We start from the raw sequence: 19,946 nt of genomic DNA on the forward strand, positions 1-19,946 counted from the left end.
AGTATATCTTACCACTGAACAGCAAACAAAAGACCGTCATTCGTTGGCGGTCTTTTGTTCGTCAGCTTTTTAATATGTAGCTCACTTTATCAATCGCTTTTTGTAATTTTTCACTATTTCTCACATATAACTGCTTAGCCTCTTCATTCTCTGTTCCAAGTGCAAACAACTCTAAATCCGCCTGGCATTTTTTCATAGTTGCCAGAACCAACGGCCTTTCTTGAGGAGAGGGTACTTCAAGTTTATCATCATAAAGATCAACTGTTAGTTCTCCATACGAATTTACCTGTCCAAGAAAGACATTCTCAATCGTGACACCTAATTTCCCTAATTCGGTTTTTAGCCAATTTCGATTTTGTCCAATCGTGGAAAGCGGCTCATCCATTATTTTGCCATCCATGATAACTGTTTGCGTTTCTTTAATAGATGGAACGGCCAGGTCCAAATCCTTTGCAGTCAAAGGTTGATTTTCCTTCTTTAACATGACGCTTAGGTCACCGGTCGTCTCCATTACGGCAAATTCCACATCCGCCACAGTATAGACATCCTTTCTGCGCAGCAATTCCAGCAGCTCATCGGTAGTGTATTTTTCTTTTTTCAAATTGTCTTCCATCACTTTTCCGTCTTTAATGAATACTGTTCCATGGCCTTCGACAAAGTCACGAAAAGCTTTGCTTTTCATGGAAATTAATCCTGCAATAAAAGGCGCTAAAGCAAAGGTGAGGATCGAAAGCACTCCATTCAGCATGCTGGTTTCAACTTTTGTCGCAACTTCCGCCCCTACACTGCCAATGGTAATCCCGGTTACATATTCAAAAAAGGAAAGCTGGGATATTTGTTTTTTGCCAAGCCATTTGGTGATTAAAAAAAGAACAACCAAAAAAAAGAGGGACCGTAAAATGATATCTAACCAATCTGGCACTGTTGCACCTCCTTACTCAGTTTTTTCAAAGTTAAAAGCCTTTGTATTGGGGTTCTTCCATCTCCAATTCGCCGACCCGTATTTTTAAATCTGTCACTACCTCATGTATGATCATCATCGTTTCGTGCAACGTGCGTTTTGATTCATCATCCTGGGTCCGTATCGCTAAACTGGATAAACCCGTTTCGATTCCCTTGATGCTTGTTAGGCATTGCTTAACTTCCGATACAACAGTCATCTCTATTCTCCTTATCCGAGCTATTGAGCTCCATATTCAATTGAAACCGCATGCGCGATACAAGGTATTGTTTCATTTTGCTGAAAGGACAATGGCGACAATAAAGCACCTGTTGCCACAACTAAAATCCGCTTCAATTCACCTTTTTTCATTCTATTTAACAAATGACCGTAAACAACTGTTGCTGAACACCCCGGTCCACTGGCTCCTGCCAGTACTGGCTGGCCCTCCCGGTAAATCATCAACCCGCAGTCCTGAAATCTTTCCTCTTCTATAGGGAGTCCATGTTTTTCAAATAAATCAAGGGCTATTTCACGGCCGATTTTACCAAGGTCACCCGTAACGATTAAATCATAATAAGAAGGGTCAAGATTCCGTTCACGGAAATGCGCCTGAATCGTATCGGCTGCTGCCGGTGCCATCGCTCCTCCCATATTAAACGGATCGGCCATTCCCATATCAATCACTCGGCCAATCGTGGCAGACGTAACACAAGGGCCAACACCAGAATCACTTACAACGGCAACTCCAGCACCCGTTACCGTCCATTGCGACGTGGGGGGTTTCTGGGAACCGTATTCCGTGGGATAGCGAAACTGTTTCTCGACTGCTGCGTTATGGCTGGCAGCACCGGTTAACAAATACTTGGCGCCTTTGGTGTTAACAAGATAAGCACCAAGAGCTAGCCCTTCCATCGAGGTCGAACAGGCGCCAAATAAACCGAGATAAGGAGCTCCCAACGTTCTGCTCGCAAAACTTGTCGGTGTCATTTGGTTAATAAGGTCGCCGCCAAGGAAAAATTGAATTTGCTCCTTTTGCAGACCCGCTTTCTCCATCGCTCTCTGATTCGCTTCTTCCAAAAGGATCTTATGTGCTTTTTCGTAAGTATCCTGCCCCAACCATAAATCGGAATGAAGCAAATCAAAATCATCAGCCAAATTCCCTTTTGCTTCAAATGGCCCGCCAACTGTCCCGGTGGAAATGATGACTGGTTTATTTTCAAAGACCCACGTACGATGTCCTGTTAACATCACAAGCCACCCCATTGAATAAGAATCGTTTTGATTGTTGCCACTACGAAAGCGGAAAAAACGCCGAACACAATGACCGAACCAGCCAATTTAAAAATATTACCGCCAACACCTAAAACCAATCCTTCGCTTCGATGTTCAATCGCAGCTGATATGACCGCATTTCCGAAACCAGTAACAGGAACTGCAGAGCCAGCTCCGGCAAATTGGGCAATTCGATCATAGACCCCTAGGCCTGTAAGCAGCATCGTAATAAAAATTAAAGTGCCGCTTGTAGGGTTTCCCGCCGTCTTTTCTGTAAAATCAAAAAAATACATATAAAAAACTGAAATGGCCTGTCCGATTAAACAAATAAGGCCACCTATGATAAAAGCTCTTATACAATTCATAAAAATAGGTCTTTTTATTTCCCGTTGTATTTGAAGCTGTTGATATTCCTGTTGAACCGGTGTTAATTGCTTCTTTTGACTATTTGCCATCTCTGTTTACCTACTTTCGTGAAGGCTTTCACAGCCAGAATGCTTTTTGCTTCGGTGAAAGTGTAAAAAAAGGTTGGCATTTAACCAACCTTTTTTTATTGTTATTGTTGTCTGTATTGCGGTTCTTCATCTTCAATTTGCTGAACGCGCGGCGCGAAGCTGTCAACAATTGCCTGGGTTTGTTTAGCAGCATCTTCATACAATTGCTTAGCTTGTTCGTTATCAGTGCCAAGTGCAAATGTTTCGAAGCTTGCCTGTGCGCTTTTCAATCCTGCGAAAGTTTGTTTAACATCGGAAATCACTGTCATGTTTGATTTCTCCTTTTGGTTGTTATTGAATTACAGTTATAGAATAACGACTTTCGAGGTTTTTTATACGTTTCGAAACGATCCAGTTCCTGTAAAAACTGTTATAAAGGCCCCTCTTGTCCTCAAAAAAAAGACGCCGAAGCGTCTTTTTCTTTTCGTTCAGGCATCCTTACCAGTGGTGTGCCTTCGCGTTGCTTTTTAAGATGATGTTCTTTTGTGAGATTTGTGTATGCCCATTCACCTGTGATTTCATTCGCTTAGGTCTGGTCCAATTATGGTGAAAAAGCTCAGAGTGCGGATCCAAATGATCTTTGTAACTCATCCAATCACCTCATTGTAGGATACTTTTTGATACCCTTTTCGGAATATCAAATATAGCATTTGTTAAATGGAGTGAAGTTACTCTGTTGTTTATTTCCTGTTTGGGTAATGCTGATTTCTTTCGTTGAATTTTATCGCAATTTGTCGCTTTTCACCGATTACCCGGGTAATTTCCTTTCCCATCCGTTTGTAGATGGAGAAGCTTTTGTATGAATTACCGGGGGCGTTTTAATGAAAATGTCTCGCCTAATTTTGCATAATTGTTGCCTGCGAGCCGACTGATCGGTTTTAGACCATTAGCGTCAATTTTCCCATCATTGTAAATCGTCGGTTCGATATGGTAAGTGACCACTCTGCCAATCAATAAATCGCAAGCAGGTTTTGTATCTGTACCGCCGAGCTGAAGTGTATCTTCTACTATACATTCAAACCTTACTTTTGCTTCTTTTATTCCTGGAACGGCAATTGAACTGCTTTCTGCAGGAGTCAACGTTGACAACGGGAGCTCACTCTCATCATACGGCAGCTCTGCTGCCGTTTTATTAGCCTCTTCGACAATGTTCTCGTCTGTTATGTGAACGACAAACTCTCCTTTTTCCACCGCGTTTCTGGCCGTATCCTTTTGTATTCCGTTCCTTCTCTGGATGGACAGTGAGACCATCGGTGGATTGGCGCTGATAATATTGAAATAGCTAAAGGGAGCAACGTTCACTGTGCCGCTCTCTGAAACCGTTGTGACCAGCGCAACAGGTCTCGGAATAATGCTCCCCGTCAGGATCTTATAGTTTTCACGTTCGGTCATTTTCTCAGAATCGAATGAAAGCATATATAAAACCCTCTTCCTAAAAATTCTTTTCGAACCATGCCGCAGCAGATACTGCTTCCGTCTGTGTCAACTGATGGCCGAATCGCTCCCAATGGAGCTCAACAGCGGCACCAGCATTTATTAACAATGTACTGAGATCTTCTGTTTCCTGCGGTGTACAGATAGGGTCGTTGGCACCTGCCCCGATGAATACCGGAAGCCCGTTTAAATCAGGGATCTCCATTCCCCGCCTTGGAACCATTGGATGATGAAGGATCGCGCCTTTTAGTGAATTTTTGTAATGAAAGAGAAGGCTGCTCGCAATGTTGGCTCCGTTTGAATACCCAACGGCAACGACTTCAGACCTGTTAAACCGATATTGTTGCGAAGCACTATCCACGAATTCATAAAGCTCCTTCGTACGGAAAATCAGGTCTTCTTCATCGAAAACTCCTTCAGCCAATCTGCGGAAAAACCGTGGCATTCCGTTCTCAAGTACGTTTCCACGTACACTTAAGATTGAAGAGTCCGGAGATATCATTTCTCCCAGCCCCAGCAAATCTTCCTCTGTCCCGCCGGTACCGTGAAGAAGCAGGAGCACGGGTGCCTCCTCATTGCTTCCCTGTTTAAAGATATGTTTCATCGCTGCTTCTCATCCTCCTTTAACACCCTTGCTTGCTTCAGCCGGTAGCAGCGTTGCCTCCAGATGAGTGCGTCTCAAAAGTTGTGTGCTGCCCATTTCTTCAGCTAATTCATCATTTGTGAAACCTTTTTTCATTCTATGCTCTCCTTTTATAGAGTTACTTTCCAGTATGGAGCGGCTTCAACTTAGTCTCTATCGTTAAACGTTTTTTAGACCGCTCTTGAAAATGAGGGATTTGGAGCCAGTCTCCAGCATTACAATCCGCTTATCGACGAGGCTGTTCAGCGAGAGTGGGATATCCCCGGCACATGGAAACTACTTGCCCAAATGCCCTTTGGTAAACCAACCGCAGAGCCTGGAGAAAAGAAATTTAGTCGACTCGAGGACCGTGTGAAGTTTTATCATTAGAAAAGCGCAAGCGCCTTGTTCAAAGGAACGTCGACGTCAGCGCATACAAGTCCGACCAGCATAAGACGAGCAGCTGTATGGGGAGCGGTTTTCTCCCCATCAGATGATTGGCTTATAGGAGGCCCCTCTTTTCAATTTACTTATTCTTCTACCACTTCAAAAGAACGGAGTGTTTTCTTGATTTTATAAGGCGTCTGAACGCTTTCCTTACGCTTTATATTCATTTCCTTATGTTCCTCTACATGTTCATCCCTTGCAATCCATGCTTTAAAATCAGCTTGGCTTTCCCATTTAGACACAGTCACATATTCCACCGTTTCGCTATGTTCTTTCTGCCAGCGTTCCACTGATATGATCCCTTTTGCTGCTTCTAATTCCTTTTTATCTTTCTTCCCTTTTTCTAATAAAATTTCTTCATACTCTTTTTCGATTTCAAAACTTGCGTTCATTACAAACATGTATATCTCCTCGATTCTTTGATAACGATTATCATTATTATTTATAATTTTACCGTTGTTCAATCAAAAAGAAAAGCATCATATCTCACTTTTTTGCGAAATTGTTTTACAATAGTAATAAATATAAGAGGGAGGCGCCTTACGAATGGCAGAACATCATTTTCATTTAACCGCTAACTGGCCGGGCCTAAGAAATGACGTCGGGGAAATCCAGGCGGGAAATTTACAAACTAAGATTTCGATTCCACCTGAAATGGACGGACCCGGAATCGGAACCAATCCGGATGAAATGCTTTTAGGGGCCGCTGCTACCTGTTACATCATTACACTCGCTGCAATGATGGAACGAAGCAAACTGGAGAAGAAAAGTTTGACGATGGAATCGGAAGGAATTGTTGATGTAACAAACGGAGTGATTACCTATAAAAAAATCATTCATCGACCGAAAATCGTCCTGTATCATTCGGCAACCAAAAAAGATTACAATCTTGCACAGCGGCTTGCCGAAAAAGCCGAGCAATTTTGTATGATTTCACGCGCGGTTAAAGGAAATGTGGAAATAGAACTGGAAACTGATATTCAAATTGCAGCTGAATAATATGAAACAGATTTTGCCCCATCCAAAATGCTTTTGTTGCTAATCTAAGATATATGGGATTATTGGTGTTACATTCATCCCGTTTTTTTAACCAAACATAAAAAAAGACTAAAGAAGCTATACTCTTTAGTCTTTCTCTTATTATTGAATTTTGTTTTCCACCTGTTGGCAGACTTCGTCAGCCGATAATCCGTTTGCTTCGATCACCGATCCCTGAATGGAAGTGTCCTGCATTCCCATTACATTGGAATCAACGCCTGAAATCACACAGCAATCGCATCCCTGTGTATCAGATTCTTGTTTTAATTCAACCACATCGTACCCTTTTTCACGTAAAGCCTGCTGAATATTGCTAAGGGATTGTTCTACACCAATTTTCGTCATGCTCTAACACCTCCTCCATCCTTTAAAATGTCCCACTGCAGACAAACCTATGTATACAATCCGCTCAAATAGAGAAAGTAAGGGTGGAGGTGAAATCCATGAGTCATAGTCATAGGCGAAAAAAGGACCCTACTACCATTGGATTAGGTTCATCCCAGGTAGAAGGACAGGGCACAACCAATCAGGAAACAGGAACAATGAAGGTTTCATCCACAAAAAAGAAACAAAAAAGAGACTGATACAAGCCTTCCCTTTTAAGATTTTTCTGTCTTAAAAGGGAATTTTTCATCTATAAGTTTTGCCTTCTTACCTCATTTTCCGTCTTTATATGGCTGGCTTCTTCCTGGGAGACACCTTTAATGCTCATTTCCGACGCTTGTTCACTTCCAGGTGCTATGTCACTTGATTTCAGATTGTTATTAGGGGCTGCCTGTTCATTCCATTTCTTCATATACTACCTCCTCGAAAATCTTTACTTCCTTACTATCCCACTGATAGCCTGCATTCATCCAAAAATGGGGATACATATTTTTGGCTGCCGGTTACAAGATAACTTTGAGGAGGTGCTGATATGGAACCCAAACAACCAGGAAATAAAAGCATGTCCGACTTTAATGAGCTTAGTGACCGGGTCATCGCCGAACCATCGGAAAGCCCAAAACTGGTAATAAAAACAAATTTTGATGAAGAAAATGCAAAAAATGAAAACCCATATTACCCGCAAAGTGAGCAAGAAGAAACAAATACCTTACTTCGCGACTATTTTGACGAATAGAAAAAGGCCTCCCTTTTGGAAGGCCTTCCGCTTTTCGTGTTGCCAGCTCCACCGTCTAGCCCCTCGAGTCATAAGCCAACTGCCTAGAAGGAAAAAACGCCTTCTTTTGGGAGTTGTCTTATGCTTGTCGGACTTGCACAGATGTGCTAATGTCGACATTCGCCACAGGACGTGGCGGTTATTAGTCGACGTTCCCTTTGCGCTTACGCTTTAGTGTTAAAAGTATTTCTATTTCAAATAATAGGACGATAATGTAATTACCATATATAATTTTATACCTCTAAGGACCCCTTCACTAAAACAACTCCAAAAAAACCGCTTAGGAAGCAATCCCAGGCGGTTGATTGTTGTTAGCGCTGCTGCTCGTTTTGATTATAATAATTGACACTGAACATAGCTCCTTCATCGACCATTCGGTTATCACCGATATCATAAGGATCCGGGTGGCCAGCCTTTTCGAGAAGCGGCATTTCAGCTGCCAACTTTTGCTTTGACCACACCTTCATTGTTCTAGCTTTCATCCTCTGTAAGGTATCCATGGCCTTTTGCCGATTATTTCTGGTGGACAAATATGAGACACCGGCAACTCCGAATCCCAGCAACACATATGGGCTTAAATTTCTTGCATTTGCCATTATGATCATCTCCCCTTTGTCTTTATATGTATATACCCAGTTAAAGCGCAACCAAACCTGAAATATTGTTTATTACGATTTTGATTAGGTGGACAAAAATAAAACACGAGACGCTGCGCATCCCGTGTTTTAACAGTGATTATTAGAAAGTTTTCGCTAATTCTTTAGCCCTTGCGACTCCATCCAGTTTAATTTCTTCGGCACGGTCAGGGAACTGATTATGCCCTTCGATGAACAATCCTTCTAATGAAGGAACACCAAAGAAGTCCATGATGATTTTAATATATCTGTGGCCCATTTCGATTTCAGACATGGGCGCTTCTGAATAAATTCCTCCGCGTGCCTGGATGTGCAAGGCTTTTTTGTCTGTAAGCAAGCCCACAGAACCTTGTTCTGTATATTTGAACGTTTTTCCTGCTTGTCCAACAGAATCCAAATAAGCTTTCATAACGGGCGGGAAGGAGAAGTTCCACATTGGTGTAACAAAAACATATTTATCTGCAGCAACAAATTGCTCACTGAGTTCATTTAAACGGCTTACTTTTTCTTGTTCTTCTTTTGATAATTGATCAAATTGCGAACCGGAACGAAGCTTTCCCCAGCCGCTGAAGATATCGGCATCCAATTGCGGAATGTTTGTTTTATATAAATCCACGTGGATGATTTCATCCATCGGATTGGCCTCCCTGTATGAATCAACGAACGCCTTTCCAGCAGCCATGCTGAAGGATTGTGTGTCGTCATGTGGATGCGCTGTGATGTACAATACTGTTGCCATAAAAAATGTTACCTGCCTTTTCTATTTTTGATTTATCAAGATGCTTGACCTGCAATGAACTCAGGGTATCTATAAGCGAAAAGTGAACGATCGTAAACACATATGGGCATCTCTAAAATAAATCTGCCCATGTATTATTTTTTGACAAATATCATTTTTTACAAATGGAAGTAATTTCCTCTTAAAGATGAGATGCCAAAAAATAAGGATGTTACCTCAATCACTTACTTTATATTAGTTAGTTTAATATTGTATTAACATATCGTCAAGTAATTAAATTTGGAAAGGTAAATATGTTACGAATTACTAATTATAGGGTATACTATAGATATGAGGTGATAAGCATGACTAAAACAACGATTTGTCCCTACTTTGAAAAAGGGATGCAAATATTAAGCAAACGTTGGACAGGCCTGATTGTCAGCCAGATGCTAAACGGCCCTCAGCGCTTTTGCAACATCGAATCCTCCTTTCCCATCAGCGGGAGAATCCTCTCTGAACGGTTAAAGGATTTGGAGCAAGAAGGGATTGTTAAGCGGGAAGTATATCCCGAAACTCCTGTACGGATCGAATATTCCCTGACTGAAAAAGGAATTGCCCTCGCACCGGTTATTAAGGAAATACAGAACTGGAGTACGGAATGGATGGAAATTTAGATTTTTTTCATATTAAAAGGAGGCCCGAATCATCTTAAGCCTCCTTTTTTCTTTATTTATTTTTCAATCCTTCTTTTAGCAGGATTGCAGTCGGGCGGCTCGGTTTGAGTGGATTCGGCAACCTTCATTAAATAATAACATTCTTCCCGCAGCATGTGATCAGCCATCAACGCAGAAAAAGTACCCAATGCTTGCTCTGAAAGTTCCATCTCTTCAAGTTCCTCTAAAAAAATCCTAAACAGCCTTATTTCTAGTTTTACATCCTTGTTCATCTTTTCCAAAGCAGGAAACTTATGAAGGTTCGTTCTTAAATAACCAGTCAATTCTACTGCTCTCAAGTAAAAATCCTCGAATTTCTTCATGAACGCTGCCGATTTACATTTTAAATCTTTTTCAACACTGTCCATCTTATCATTAATCGTACCTGCATGGCCCGCAGCATCCACAAGCCATAAGAGATGGTGATGCAGTTCATGGAAAACAGGTGGTTTCTCGCCTTTCTCTAGAAAGCAGATAATCGTTACGTATTCTTCCAACTCATTTACCATATGGCTGATGAAGGTTGGTGACATCTGCATCTTAATGCCACCGGTAAGTATTTTTCTTAGCAATGACAATTTAAACTCCCGAAAACTCATCACCAGCTCTTTTACATTCCGAGTAAAAGGTATCAACTGGTTTTCTGTAAGACTTGGCAGCCCATTCAATAATGAGTCGAAATTTTCTTTAAAATACTCCGCCTTTTTTATATCCTCCACTTCTGAAGCAACAAGTGTTTCTAAAATAAATCTTGAATGGTCACCAAGAACCTGGAGCCAAAAACTATGCTCAAACAAAGCATCCCGCTCGAATGTCATGAAACCCCTCCCTTTCCTCTCTTTATATATTCTAGGAAAAGCTTTTTTAGAATGGTAAATCTTTTGTCACAAATTGTTTATTATGGTTTGTTAGTGGTATATTTTAAAAAAGGATGTTGAACACTATTGTTATTTCGAGATAATTTTTAGCAAGAAGGCGGTGATAAAATGGACAAAAAAGATAGCATCATAATCGGCGGAGGCATTGCCGGGTTGCAGGCTTCGATACAGTTAGGAAGATACAACCATAACGTATTAGTGGTCGATTCCAACCAAGGAAGGTCGACGATTTGTAAATGCTTTCACAACATATTGGGATGGCCTAACGGGATAAGCGGTGAAGAGTTGAGGCGGCTTGGGAAACTGCATGCCGAAAAGTACGGAGTTGCATTTGAAAACGATAAGGTAATCAACTTAGAAAAACGAGACGAAATCTTTGTACTAAAAACCGAAAAAAACGCTGAATACAAATCAAAAACGATCTTCCTCGCAACCGGCCTTGTCGATAATCTTCCAGACATCGATAATCTCTATCAGTGTCTCGGCAAAAGCATTTATGTATGCCCGGATTGTGACGGCTACGAAACAACCGCTAAAAAAACAGTTGTATTAGGAACCGGGAATGCGGGGGCAAACATGGCAGTCACACTGACTTACTGGTCGGATGATATTGTGTTTGTCAATCATGATCAATCCACCATCGATCATAAAGCGTCTGATGCTTTAGAAGAGCATAATATCCAGGTAATAAATGAGCCTGTTACAAAAATCCTCCTCGACGAGGACGAAAACCTTACCGGCATTCTGCTCGGCAGTGGAACAATTGTTGAGGCTGAACGAGGATTTACGGGCTTTAGAGGAAACAAAATGAATTATGAGCTGGCGGAACAAGCAGGGGTTACCTTAAATGAGAAAAAACACGTCCTCGTAAACCCTCGTACAAAAGAAACAAATGTGGAAGGTATTTGGGCAGGCGGAGATTTAATCGCTCATTCAGAGCAAACGACAATCGCGATGGGGGACGGCTCACAGGCAGCCATCTGGATTCATAAAAGGCTGATGGGAGAAGGCCCTCCAGAAGAAGAGTAAAAGGAAGCCATCTTCGGCTTCCTTTTTGACTTGCTTAACTATCCTCTTGTCCTGCCTCGTATTACTTTAACCACAATCATAATGACTGCAATGATCAGAAGAATATGAATAAAACCGGCAGCTATTTTGAAAACTAATCCTAATATCCAGAGAACAATAAGAATACCGACAATTGTCCAAAGCATAAAGTTTCACCCTTTCCTAGTTAACTTCTTCTATAAGTTGTAAGATACCCCTCTTGGAAGATATAAAACAAAAAACAATGAGGTATGGAACCGAGAAGTACTGTTCTTATACCCTGAATGATAGATATTACAATTATCGCCAGTTCCTTTCAGTCATCGCTCATAAAACTTCTGTAATGGCTCCTAAATTTGAATAATCGATCATAAATTTCTGTAATAGCTCTGAAATCTGCATGATGGCTCATAAGTATCAAAGTGAACTACTATGTGGGTGAAAATTATAGTAAGTATTACAATAATTGGGATAGTTTGCGGACAACGCTCATAAAACACAATTATACCTCTTTCAACGGATAGATAAAGAATCTCCTCCTCCTCGAATAGTGGAGCAATGGCGGCTTCCCGATAAACTCTCCCGGTATAAAAGGAACCAGTGTATTGGTGGAGATAACGGCTTCTGCTCGATTTACCTTCCATTTATCGTGATGGATATCCCCTCTCAAGATTTGGCCTCCCCTGAAGGAATACATGCAATACCGTTCCAAGAGCCAGTGGTCAATCGAGCCTTCCTGAGGTTCAAATAATATATGGCCTGGTTGGTAAGCAACGTTCAGTTTTTTGGCTGTATGAATTCGCTGACTGGCATAATGAAACGTTTCTTCGTGTTTTTCAAAAGACATGTTTGCATGTTTATAGGGGAGTCCAGTCACAGTCCTGGCTCCCGTAACAACCAACGGATGGTTCGCGTCGAGGCTGAAAAAATAAATGCCAGGTATCCCTTGATAGACAACATATGTGCGAACGTTCAGCTCCAAATATGAATTCATATAGGGAACAGGTGGAATCCCTCTTGCCCTCATATTTGTAATTCTAAGAGGAATCATGCTTATCCATGCCTTATTTTCAAAGATATCCAGTTCCAGTTCGGTTGGTATATAGCTTTTTATTATGTCCGTTGATACCGGATAATGCATAAACAGCAAGTCCCGCCATACCTGCGTCATCAGCCAGGGAGAAGGTTGAAGCGGGTATGGACGGTGTTCAATTTCTTTTAATTCCTGATACATGGGATCCATCCTCTCACAATGTAGTTACCGCCTACTATATGAAATGTCCGACCATAAGACAGGCAAAATAATAATAATTTTCTTAGCTGCATATTTCTTCAGTTTTGACAAAAAATATAATAAAATATGAAAGGAGAACAGATCATATGAAAAAACATATCCTATTTATCTTCTCAGCCGTTGCGCTAATATTCGGTGCAAGTATTAGCCCTGCTTTAGCTGTAGGAAGTCAACCCCCTTCACAGGAGAAAAAAGTACAGCTCAGCGAAAATCAAAAAGCTGAATTGAAAGAAATACATAAAGACATTTTGGCAAAAAAGAAAGAATTGATCCAAAAATATGTCGAATTTGGAATGATCTCAAAGGAAATGGGAGACAGAATGATCCAACGCTATGAGCATCACTATAAAATGGTTGAACAAAATGGCTTCAAAATGCATCACCACCGTTTTCACCATAAACGTCAATTCAATGAAAAGCAGCCAGACTGATCGCAGTCTGGCTTTTTTGAGGAATGTATATGAATTCCTGCTCAATTAAATACTATTGAAAAACTTTTATCATCATTCAAACCACTTTTATCACATATACTGGCTTTTTTGTAAAAGTTGTTATTGTGTGCCTGTGAGTATACACTACCAAAAGTTGATTAAGAATATATCTTTTTCTTCCTCACAATTCCTAAACAATTTTTCCAATTTAAAATCACCTCCAAAAAAGTGAAGTTAAAATTATAATAACAGATTGCTAACAAGGAGATTGGATAAGCCAAAACGAAACAAGATGCTTTACAGTATTAGAAAACGTTTTATCTAGTTTCAATATAAAAAAAGGAATGGTCAGCAAGCCTCGGCCCCTGCCATTCTCCTATATCGTATATTATTTTCCGCAATTTCTTGCTACTTATTTTCATCCCGCTTTTGGTATTGTTCTTTATCGAGCACTTGCTGATCGATCGTTCCTGAGTAGTAATCGTCGCTTATTTGCTCATGCGTTTCGGCCAAGCCGGATGAGACTTGATCATCCTTCTTGTAATCGTCAAAATCGAAGTTTCTGCCGGCTACTTTATTCGCACTTTCCTGTTGTTGTTTTTTCTCGTTATCCATATTGTTTATCACCCCTGTTGAACGTATTTCCCGTAATCGGGCTTGGCAATTGTATCGAATTCGCGGGCAAGCATGGTTAAATTGTCAGCCAATTCCCGGCCGGACATCGGCAATCCGTGGCCGGTAACTGCCACAGATGGCTTAAGGTCTGCGAGCTTTTCTACCGAGGTTTTTGCGGCCTTCCAGTCTGTTGTTAAGTATCTTGGCGGCCCGCTGATTTCTTTTTCCTGTGTGATAACTTTGTAAAGTGATTCCTGTTTTACGGTTACGAATGCATCTCCTGCAATTAACGCACGATCGGATTCACGGAACAAAGAGACCTGACCTTCTGAATGCCCTGGTGTATGGATCCATTTCCAGTCGGGAAGTTCAGGTACTGATCCATCTGCAGGCAATGTGCGCACATGTGTCCCTAAATCGATTCCTTCATTCGGGAACAACCCCGACATCTTGGCAACCATTCCGCCTTCAACAGTGGAGTCGGGCTGCGGATAATTCTTTTTCCCTGTTAGATATGGCATTTCGAGCTCATGGGCATATACTGGCACATTCCAGTGTTCCACCAGTTCAACCAAAGCACCAACATGGTCAAAATGGCCATGCGTGAGAATAATTGCTTTCGGCGGCACACTCTCACCGTATAATTTCCGGGCTGTGCCGATAATTTCGTCTGCTGACCGGGGCATTCCCGCGTCAACCAGCACCCAATCTGAAGATTTAGCCGGGTCTCCGATATAACAGATATTTACTATTTGAATGGGTAAACAATAAATATCACTTGTAACAGACTGTACATCCCCACTTGTGACAGAAGTTACGGGAATAAATTTCTGGCTTAAATTATGATCATCCATTTTGTCATCCTCCTTTAACAGACTACCTTGTTAGTATTGTTATTCACTGTTGGAATTATGATACATAATGGTGATATCATTCCCACTATTCTTCTCCTTACCCTGAAAATCGGCTTGATATATTAAGGCAAAAAAAAACTGCCCGTTTGAGGACAGATCAGATGTTAATATACATCTTGCTTTGTGAAAACAACGAAGGATACCACTAGTGCAGCAGCCCACCAAACGAATAAAACAGTCATCGAAGAAAGCAAGGTCATTCCTTCTATTGGAGGAGCCACACCATTTAAATAGTTCGTCAGCTTAAGGTTGACCATAAATAAATATTTCGCGGATTCCCAAGAAGAAACCATATTGCTGAGAATAGCTCCTGAAATCAAAGCAGCGAGCGTCACTCCCATACCCGCAGCTGTACTCCTGATCAAGACAGACAACATGAAGGCAAGGGTCCCGACGACAACTGCGACGAACCAGACCAGTCCAAAATCCATCAAAAGAAACTTCCACTGCGCTAGCAGCCTAACCTGGCTTGTATCGAGGTTTCCGCCCTCTACGGTAAAACCAGTAATCACCGGGGTATTTAACCCCTTGTATCCAAAAACGATACCGGAAAGAAGATAGGCCAGCACCCCGACCATCGCGATAATAGCCGAAATGGCAAGCAGCAAAGTTATGTACTTGCTAAGCAGAATTCTCCATCTTTTTACAGGTCTTGTTAACAAGAGCTTAATCGAGCCCAAGCTGTGCTCTGAGGAAACCAGATCACTGGCAATGATCATTACCAAAAGCGGGATAAATAAATCGCTCGAGTTTTCGACGAACATGCGCACAAATGAAGGGGCGCCGGGTTCGGTCGGATTAATGTTGTGATCGAGATAATATTGCTGCTGCTTCAGGCTTACTTGAAGCTGTTCGCGCCAATCATCAGACATTCTGCTTGATCCTAACCGATTTTGAATATCGATGATCTGCTGCTGGAGGGATGCTCTCCAATCTGTTGTTCCAAGCTTCTCCCGCTGCTCTTCGACTTGTTTATATTGGGCATAGGTAAACAGCAATACCAGAACGGCAACGATGATTCCGACTACCTGAATTCGTTTTCTGGCAAGGAGCTTCATCATCTCATTCTGAATCAAATTAGCCAATCCCTTCACCTCCCCCAGTTAACTCAAGGAATAGATCCTCAAGGGCAGGCAATCGGCGGTTCATTTCCAATACCTGGGTTCCTTGCGTGATTAACTCCCTATTCCAGATAGCGGCCTGCTTCTCTTCATAAGGGGTGACAAGGTAACCATCGTCTGTTTCAACCACCTCTGTATAGCGTCTTAAGATTTCTTTTCCCTTTTGGATTGGCTCGATTCTCCAGATGATTTTTTCCTGTTTATTCAGTAAATTGGCCACCATATCGACCTGAATGATTTCACCTTTTGAAATGATCGCAACACGGTCGCAGAGCAGTTGGATTTCGCTTAATAAATGGCTCGATACAAGAACGCTCAGTCCTTCCTGCTCCGCAAGGGCCCGGATGAATTGCCTCATCTCGCGGATACCCGCAGGATCCAGGCCATTGGTCGGCTCGTCGAGGATCAATACCTTCGGCCTGTTTAACAGGGCTTGGGCAATTCCCAGCCTTTGCCGCATTCCAAGAGAATATGTTTTTACTCTGTCGTGGATTCGTGCTTGCATTCCAACAAGAGAAACAACTTCGGCAATTCGGTGCTCATCCACTTCAGGAAGCATCCGTGCGAAATGCAGTAAATTGTCATAACCGGATAAGAAAGGATATAGCTCTGGATTTTCAACAATACAGCCCATATATTGCATGGCCTTTGTAAAATCATTTTTCACATCATAACCGCAAATCTCAATTGAACCGGATGTAGGTTTTATCAAACCGACAAGCATGCGGATGGTGGTTGTTTTTCCGGCACCATTCGGACCGAGGAAGCCAAATACTTCCCCTTCCTGCAATTCAAAGTTCAAGCCTTTAATGATTTCTTTACCTTTAATCATTTTCCTTAAATTGGAGACTGAAAGAGTGACCGTACTCATTGCTGCTTCTCCTCCCATTTAATCAAAGGGGCTACACGCTCTGCAATAAGCTGATACCCTTGCTTATTCGGATGAAAATTATCTGTATATAAATAATCGTTTACTGATAACTGAAAGATATCGAAGGTCGGTACGAAAACGGTTTTCGGGAAGGCTGCACTCACTCTCTCACTCTGATCATTCCATTCCCTGACTACCTTACTTGTGTCACTGCCATTTTCCAGTTCGATAAATGGGTTGTACAGGCCAAGATAGAAAATTGTCGCATTGCGGTTTGCTTTGCGGATGTCTGTGAGGATGGAAGTGAGATTGTTGATAAATTCAGCCTGGATTTTCCCAATGGAATTTGGATCAAAGTCCATTAATGTTTGTCCGCCTTGAAATAAATCATTGCCGCCGATCGTTATTAAGATCGTGTCCGCTGAAGCAAGCTGGCGCTGTACCTCATTCTGCTTAACCTGTTTCTGTAATTCAGTTGAAGTCTGGCCATTTATCCCCAGATTATGGAGTGTCACTCTATTTTTAAACCGTTTTTTAATATCATCTGTTACCAATCCTACATATCCTTTTCCTGTTTCATCGCCTGTACCTCTTGTCAGCGAATCGCCCAACGCGACAATCGTCAATTCCTGCTTATCCTTTTTTTGCATCGGCTTTGCGGCTTTGCTCTCGATGCCGCCCATTGAATTTCCACTGTAATAATCCTGAATCGCCCATCCAAAACCGGAAAGCCACAGTACGCCAAGGATTACAGACAGAATGGTAACGATTTTTACTGTATTTCTTCGCAGAATGATCATCCTTTCAACAATTTCTCATACACACATTAAAACATAATTGACTTTAAAATGAAAAATTTGTTACCCGAAAATGGAAACTTCAAAGGAATTGTCCAGGAAACACAAAAAATCAGCCCTAAAATGAGGCTGATTTGAATTACAAATATGTAAGCCGCGCTTGCCGTAGCTTCGTTAAGAAAGTTTTAAACCACCACTCCTCAAAGTGGGTGTTTGCAGAAACGATCCTGTATATCCTCTATCAGTGATAAAGGCCCGCCATTCCGGTTTCAATATAAAACTCCCTATTACAGTTTAAAGGTTAAAACTTAATTATGCATTACGTACAACGCAGCTTATATTGTTATATTACATGAAACGGCAGCAGGTTGCAAGCAGAATATATTTCCTATGCTTCCTTGCACCCTTACGCTTCTTCCGCTGTTCTTGAACGCTTTTCCATTAGCTTTTTCACTTTTTCAGTTGGTGCCCAGCAATTAAACTGGTAGGTCGTATGAGTATCAAAACCAAGGCGGGAACAAAAGTATCTTATCTTGCCCTCTCTTTTCTCTACCTGAAAATGGATGCAGGTTGCACAGCAATGGTACTCCATATAACCATTCCTTCCATAAAGTGCTTAAAACCAGCTTCTTGCTTCCTACGCAATGTTTTCTTCTTTATTGGCGCCTTTCTTTGTTCCTTTGTCAGCCAGTTTGACTTAGTGTGTTGCTAGCAAGTGGCCCAGGAAAATTGTGCCTTATGTTAAAGATCGCACTGGGTATTACCGTCAGCGAGAAAATTCTCATCCTGCTTATTGTATTTAAATTATACATTATTTTCAAACAATATCAACAATTACATTTTTTCTTTATGCATGCATTCTACATAGGAAGAAATATTCCTGATTATCGCGTATTATAGATGGTATATATAAGAAAGGAAAAAGAAATGTTATGGAAAACTTCTTGCACGTTCCATTTTAATCAGCCAAATTGTCAAAATCACTCCTATAGACGATAAGGCCGCAAAAAAAAGATAAACGCTATAAATATTCCTCTGTTCCATAATAATCCCGCCCATAAAGGTACTGAACCAGTTTCCAAGGCCGTTGCCGATTGCAGAATATACTGTGACTGCGGTAACCGTTATTTGCGCCGGAACGATATGCCGTATATATTGCAGCCCGGCCGGAATGAACAGCCCTAATGAAAAACCTTGGATGACGGAGGTTGCGTAAACAATCCCAAGGCCTGGTTCTGTAAAATATAAAATCCACCTTACTAGAGAGGCTATACTGGCAATCAACGTTATCTGCAAAAGACCCAATTTTCTGATCCAGCTTTCTGCAACCCTCATGAACGGTATTTCAGATAGCACTGCCAGCAAAAAAGCTATGCCTATTCCTGTATAGGTGCCACCCCTCGCTTCAACGAACAATCCAAAGTAGACATTATTTGCAAGATTGGGTCCGAAGATCAGGAATGTCACTGCAAGAAAAATTAAAAATCGTTTAATGGTAAACAGGTTCTTAATGCCATGTGTAATCCTCGATCTCACAGACCGGCTTTCTTGTGGCAGGCATAAGGCAAGCACAGCCGCTGCCGCTAAACCGATGAAGAACGCATAAAAAATCACTCCTGGTCCAATTCTGGTCTCGGATAACTGTCCCATTACAAAAACGGCGATCCCAAATCCAAGTGAACCAAACAAGCGGATGTTCCCATAATTTGCTTTTACCTTGCTTGCATATTGCAAAGAGATACTGTCTGAAACAGGAATGATCGCACTCTGAAAAACCGCAAGCAAAACCGCGATTCCGACCAGCATATAATATTGATGAAGAAACAAATAACCTAAAGCAACAATCCCTGCCATCAACGTGGTAACCGAAAGGATCTTGGCAGGCTTCCTCGTCCAGTCGCAAACCATTCCCCACAACGGCTGAAACACAATCATGATTACCGGCCCGGCTGACATAATCGTTCCAATTTGATAACCGTTTAACTTCTCAACTTCACTTAAATAGACACTTAATAACGGGGTCAGGCTCCCCATAGCAAAAAAGGAAAATAAATAAAATCCTTGTAACTTAAAAAGATTGATTTTGATATGTTTATCCAAAACTGTGTATCCCCCACGTTGTTAATCTATGTAAAAATTAGCACATTATCGGCTAAAAAGCTATGTTAATATAAATACAACCAGAATGTTACAAGAAAAGAGGCTGGACCTTTTGAGCCCAACCTCTTTCTCTTATTATTGTCCTTCTTCTTCAGTGCCTTCTTCCGTACCCTCTTCTTCGGTTCCTTCTTCAGTACCTTCTTCTGTATTTTCAGTTTCTTCCGTGTTTGTATCTTCTGTCTCAGGATCTTCGTTGGTGCAACCTGTGGCAACACCTACTAACATGAAAGCTGCCATTAATGCCAAAAGCCATTGTTTAAGATCTTTCATTTCCTTTTGCCTCCTTTGATTGTTCCAAATTGGATTACAAGACTATCATACAAGTTTTCAAGCAAAATAG

At 41.5% G+C, this 19,946-nt stretch carries 30 protein-coding genes, 1 other RNA gene and 1 pseudogene; 7 read left to right on the plus strand and 25 right to left on the minus strand.

The window, feature by feature from the left end; all coding sequences use genetic code 11:
- Nucleotides 1-61: 61 nt before the first annotated feature.
- From ELQ35_RS13450 to ELQ35_RS23470, 9 genes are all read right to left on the minus strand, one after another.
- The gene (locus tag ELQ35_RS13450; RefSeq protein WP_126865340.1) at nt 62-922 is read right to left on the minus strand and encodes a DUF421 domain-containing protein; all 861 of its coding nucleotides are present in this window, start codon (nt 920-922) and stop codon (nt 62-64) included.
- A gap of 31 nt (nt 923-953) precedes the next feature.
- Complete coding sequence (locus tag ELQ35_RS13455) at nt 954-1,160, minus strand: DUF1657 domain-containing protein (protein WP_126865341.1); 207 nt, start codon at nt 1,158-1,160, stop codon at nt 954-956.
- A 20-nt stretch (nt 1,161-1,180) separates the two neighbouring features.
- The gene (spoVAD, locus tag ELQ35_RS13460) at nt 1,181-2,191 is read right to left on the minus strand and encodes a stage V sporulation protein AD (RefSeq protein WP_126865342.1); all 1,011 of its coding nucleotides are present in this window, start codon (nt 2,189-2,191) and stop codon (nt 1,181-1,183) included.
- The gene (spoVAC, locus tag ELQ35_RS13465; protein WP_126865343.1) at nt 2,191-2,670 is read right to left on the minus strand and encodes a stage V sporulation protein AC; all 480 of its coding nucleotides are present in this window, start codon (nt 2,668-2,670) and stop codon (nt 2,191-2,193) included. The genes spoVAD and spoVAC overlap by 1 nt, the downstream gene beginning before the upstream one ends.
- A gap of 101 nt (nt 2,671-2,771) precedes the next feature.
- Nucleotides 2,772-2,978 (minus strand): DUF1657 domain-containing protein, encoded by a 207-nt coding sequence (locus tag ELQ35_RS13470; RefSeq protein ID WP_126865344.1) that lies wholly within the window; start codon nt 2,976-2,978, stop codon nt 2,772-2,774.
- Nucleotides 2,979-3,147: 169 nt separating this feature from the next.
- Complete coding sequence (locus ELQ35_RS13475) at nt 3,148-3,300, minus strand: YpzG family protein (protein WP_126865345.1); 153 nt, start codon at nt 3,298-3,300, stop codon at nt 3,148-3,150.
- A gap of 213 nt (nt 3,301-3,513) precedes the next feature.
- Nucleotides 3,514-4,125 carry a flavin reductase family protein gene (locus tag ELQ35_RS13480; protein WP_126865346.1) on the minus strand — a complete coding sequence of 204 codons (612 nt, stop codon included), beginning with the start codon at nt 4,123-4,125 and terminating at the stop codon, nt 3,514-3,516.
- Between the two features lie 16 nt (nt 4,126-4,141).
- Complete coding sequence (locus ELQ35_RS13485; protein ID WP_126865347.1) at nt 4,142-4,747, minus strand: alpha/beta hydrolase; 606 nt, start codon at nt 4,745-4,747, stop codon at nt 4,142-4,144.
- A gap of 9 nt (nt 4,748-4,756) precedes the next feature.
- The gene (locus ELQ35_RS23470) at nt 4,757-4,882 is read right to left on the minus strand and encodes a hypothetical protein (protein WP_281278126.1); all 126 of its coding nucleotides are present in this window, start codon (nt 4,880-4,882) and stop codon (nt 4,757-4,759) included.
- Nucleotides 4,883-4,960: 78 nt separating this feature from the next.
- Here ELQ35_RS23470 and ELQ35_RS23140 point away from each other — a divergent pair.
- Nucleotides 4,961-5,155: pseudogene (locus ELQ35_RS23140) on the plus strand (nitroreductase family protein); the annotation flags it as partial.
- Between the two features lie 140 nt (nt 5,156-5,295).
- Here the strand turns inward: ELQ35_RS23140 and ELQ35_RS13495 are convergent.
- Nucleotides 5,296-5,613, minus strand: coding sequence for an antibiotic biosynthesis monooxygenase family protein (locus tag ELQ35_RS13495; RefSeq protein WP_126865348.1), 318 nt, complete (start codon nt 5,611-5,613; stop codon nt 5,296-5,298).
- Nucleotides 5,614-5,758: 145 nt separating this feature from the next.
- Between ELQ35_RS13495 and ELQ35_RS13500 the strand changes: the two genes are divergently transcribed.
- Nucleotides 5,759-6,211, plus strand: coding sequence for an OsmC family protein (locus ELQ35_RS13500; RefSeq protein WP_126865349.1), 453 nt, complete (start codon nt 5,759-5,761; stop codon nt 6,209-6,211).
- A 141-nt stretch (nt 6,212-6,352) separates the two neighbouring features.
- On the opposite strand, the gene ELQ35_RS13505 is transcribed toward ELQ35_RS13500, so the two are convergent.
- Nucleotides 6,353-6,595, minus strand: coding sequence for a YkuS family protein (locus ELQ35_RS13505; protein WP_126865350.1), 243 nt, complete (start codon nt 6,593-6,595; stop codon nt 6,353-6,355).
- 98 nt (nt 6,596-6,693) lie between these two features.
- On the opposite strand from ELQ35_RS13505, the gene ELQ35_RS13510 reads away from it, so the two are divergent.
- Nucleotides 6,694-6,834 (plus strand): YuzL family protein, encoded by a 141-nt coding sequence (locus ELQ35_RS13510; RefSeq protein WP_126865351.1) that lies wholly within the window; start codon nt 6,694-6,696, stop codon nt 6,832-6,834.
- Between the two features lie 50 nt (nt 6,835-6,884).
- Here ELQ35_RS13510 and ELQ35_RS22635 read toward each other — a convergent pair whose 3' ends face one another.
- Entirely contained in the window at nt 6,885-7,046 is a 162-nt protein-coding gene (locus ELQ35_RS22635) for a hypothetical protein (protein WP_185861768.1), read from the minus strand.
- A gap of 120 nt (nt 7,047-7,166) precedes the next feature.
- Between ELQ35_RS22635 and ELQ35_RS13515 the strand changes: the two genes are divergently transcribed.
- On the plus strand, nt 7,167-7,370 hold the full coding sequence (locus tag ELQ35_RS13515) for a hypothetical protein (protein WP_126865352.1): 204 nt from the start codon (nt 7,167-7,169) through the stop codon (nt 7,368-7,370).
- A 350-nt stretch (nt 7,371-7,720) separates the two neighbouring features.
- Here ELQ35_RS13515 and ELQ35_RS13520 read toward each other — a convergent pair whose 3' ends face one another.
- Together ELQ35_RS13520 and ELQ35_RS13525 are read right to left on the minus strand one after the other, a co-directional pair.
- Entirely contained in the window at nt 7,721-8,005 is a 285-nt protein-coding gene (locus tag ELQ35_RS13520; protein WP_126865353.1) for a hypothetical protein, read from the minus strand.
- A gap of 142 nt (nt 8,006-8,147) precedes the next feature.
- A complete protein-coding gene (locus ELQ35_RS13525) occupies nt 8,148-8,783 on the minus strand; it encodes an FMN-dependent NADH-azoreductase (protein WP_126865354.1) in 636 nt (211 codons plus the stop codon).
- A gap of 344 nt (nt 8,784-9,127) precedes the next feature.
- Between ELQ35_RS13525 and ELQ35_RS13530 the strand changes: the two genes are divergently transcribed.
- Nucleotides 9,128-9,439, plus strand: coding sequence for a winged helix-turn-helix transcriptional regulator (locus tag ELQ35_RS13530; protein WP_126865355.1), 312 nt, complete (start codon nt 9,128-9,130; stop codon nt 9,437-9,439).
- Nucleotides 9,440-9,495: 56 nt separating this feature from the next.
- Here the strand turns inward: ELQ35_RS13530 and ELQ35_RS13535 are convergent, their stop codons facing one another.
- On the minus strand, nt 9,496-10,296 hold the full coding sequence (locus ELQ35_RS13535) for a DUF2935 domain-containing protein (protein WP_126865356.1): 801 nt from the start codon (nt 10,294-10,296) through the stop codon (nt 9,496-9,498).
- 168 nt (nt 10,297-10,464) lie between these two features.
- Between ELQ35_RS13535 and ELQ35_RS13540 the strand changes: the two genes are divergently transcribed.
- Entirely contained in the window at nt 10,465-11,385 is a 921-nt protein-coding gene (locus tag ELQ35_RS13540) for an NAD(P)/FAD-dependent oxidoreductase (RefSeq protein WP_126865357.1), read from the plus strand.
- Nucleotides 11,386-11,423: 38 nt separating this feature from the next.
- Here ELQ35_RS13540 and ELQ35_RS13545 read toward each other — a convergent pair whose 3' ends face one another.
- Nucleotides 11,424-11,570 (minus strand): lmo0937 family membrane protein, encoded by a 147-nt coding sequence (locus ELQ35_RS13545; RefSeq protein ID WP_126865358.1) that lies wholly within the window; start codon nt 11,568-11,570, stop codon nt 11,424-11,426.
- Between the two features lie 335 nt (nt 11,571-11,905).
- Nucleotides 11,906-12,637, minus strand: coding sequence for a YqjF family protein (locus ELQ35_RS13550; protein ID WP_185861769.1), 732 nt, complete (start codon nt 12,635-12,637; stop codon nt 11,906-11,908).
- Nucleotides 12,638-12,783: 146 nt separating this feature from the next.
- On the opposite strand from ELQ35_RS13550, the gene ELQ35_RS13555 reads away from it, so the two are divergent.
- Nucleotides 12,784-13,128, plus strand: coding sequence for a DUF2680 domain-containing protein (locus ELQ35_RS13555; protein ID WP_126865360.1), 345 nt, complete (start codon nt 12,784-12,786; stop codon nt 13,126-13,128).
- Nucleotides 13,129-13,536: 408 nt separating this feature from the next.
- Here ELQ35_RS13555 and ELQ35_RS13560 read toward each other — a convergent pair whose 3' ends face one another.
- From ELQ35_RS13560 to ELQ35_RS13600, 8 genes are all read right to left on the minus strand, one after another.
- The gene (locus ELQ35_RS13560; protein ID WP_126865361.1) at nt 13,537-13,743 is read right to left on the minus strand and encodes a YozQ family protein; all 207 of its coding nucleotides are present in this window, start codon (nt 13,741-13,743) and stop codon (nt 13,537-13,539) included.
- 8 nt (nt 13,744-13,751) lie between these two features.
- A complete protein-coding gene (locus ELQ35_RS13565) occupies nt 13,752-14,597 on the minus strand; it encodes an MBL fold metallo-hydrolase (RefSeq protein ID WP_126865362.1) in 846 nt (281 codons plus the stop codon).
- Between the two features lie 164 nt (nt 14,598-14,761).
- Nucleotides 14,762-15,742, minus strand: a complete 981-nt coding sequence (locus ELQ35_RS13570; RefSeq protein ID WP_126865363.1) for an ABC transporter permease — start codon at nt 15,740-15,742, stop codon at nt 14,762-14,764.
- Nucleotides 15,735-16,649, minus strand: a complete 915-nt coding sequence (locus ELQ35_RS13575) for an ABC transporter ATP-binding protein (RefSeq protein WP_126865364.1) — start codon at nt 16,647-16,649, stop codon at nt 15,735-15,737. The genes ELQ35_RS13570 and ELQ35_RS13575 overlap by 8 nt, the downstream gene beginning before the upstream one ends.
- Nucleotides 16,646-17,449, minus strand: a complete 804-nt coding sequence (locus tag ELQ35_RS13580) for an SGNH/GDSL hydrolase family protein (protein ID WP_126865365.1) — start codon at nt 17,447-17,449, stop codon at nt 16,646-16,648. Before ELQ35_RS13580 ends, ELQ35_RS13575 begins: the two co-directional genes overlap by 4 nt.
- Before the next feature lie 144 nt (nt 17,450-17,593).
- Nucleotides 17,594-17,786: non-coding RNA, 6S RNA (gene ssrS, locus ELQ35_RS13585), on the minus strand.
- A gap of 590 nt (nt 17,787-18,376) precedes the next feature.
- Complete coding sequence (locus tag ELQ35_RS13595) at nt 18,377-19,546, minus strand: MFS transporter (protein WP_126865367.1); 1,170 nt, start codon at nt 19,544-19,546, stop codon at nt 18,377-18,379.
- Nucleotides 19,547-19,681: 135 nt separating this feature from the next.
- On the minus strand, nt 19,682-19,876 hold the full coding sequence (locus ELQ35_RS13600) for a hypothetical protein (RefSeq protein WP_126865368.1): 195 nt from the start codon (nt 19,874-19,876) through the stop codon (nt 19,682-19,684).
- Nucleotides 19,877-19,946: the final 70 nt, after the last annotated feature.

The organism is Peribacillus cavernae, from assembly GCF_003989135.1.
Lineage (GTDB): Bacteria > Bacillota > Bacilli > Bacillales > DSM-1321 > Peribacillus > Peribacillus cavernae.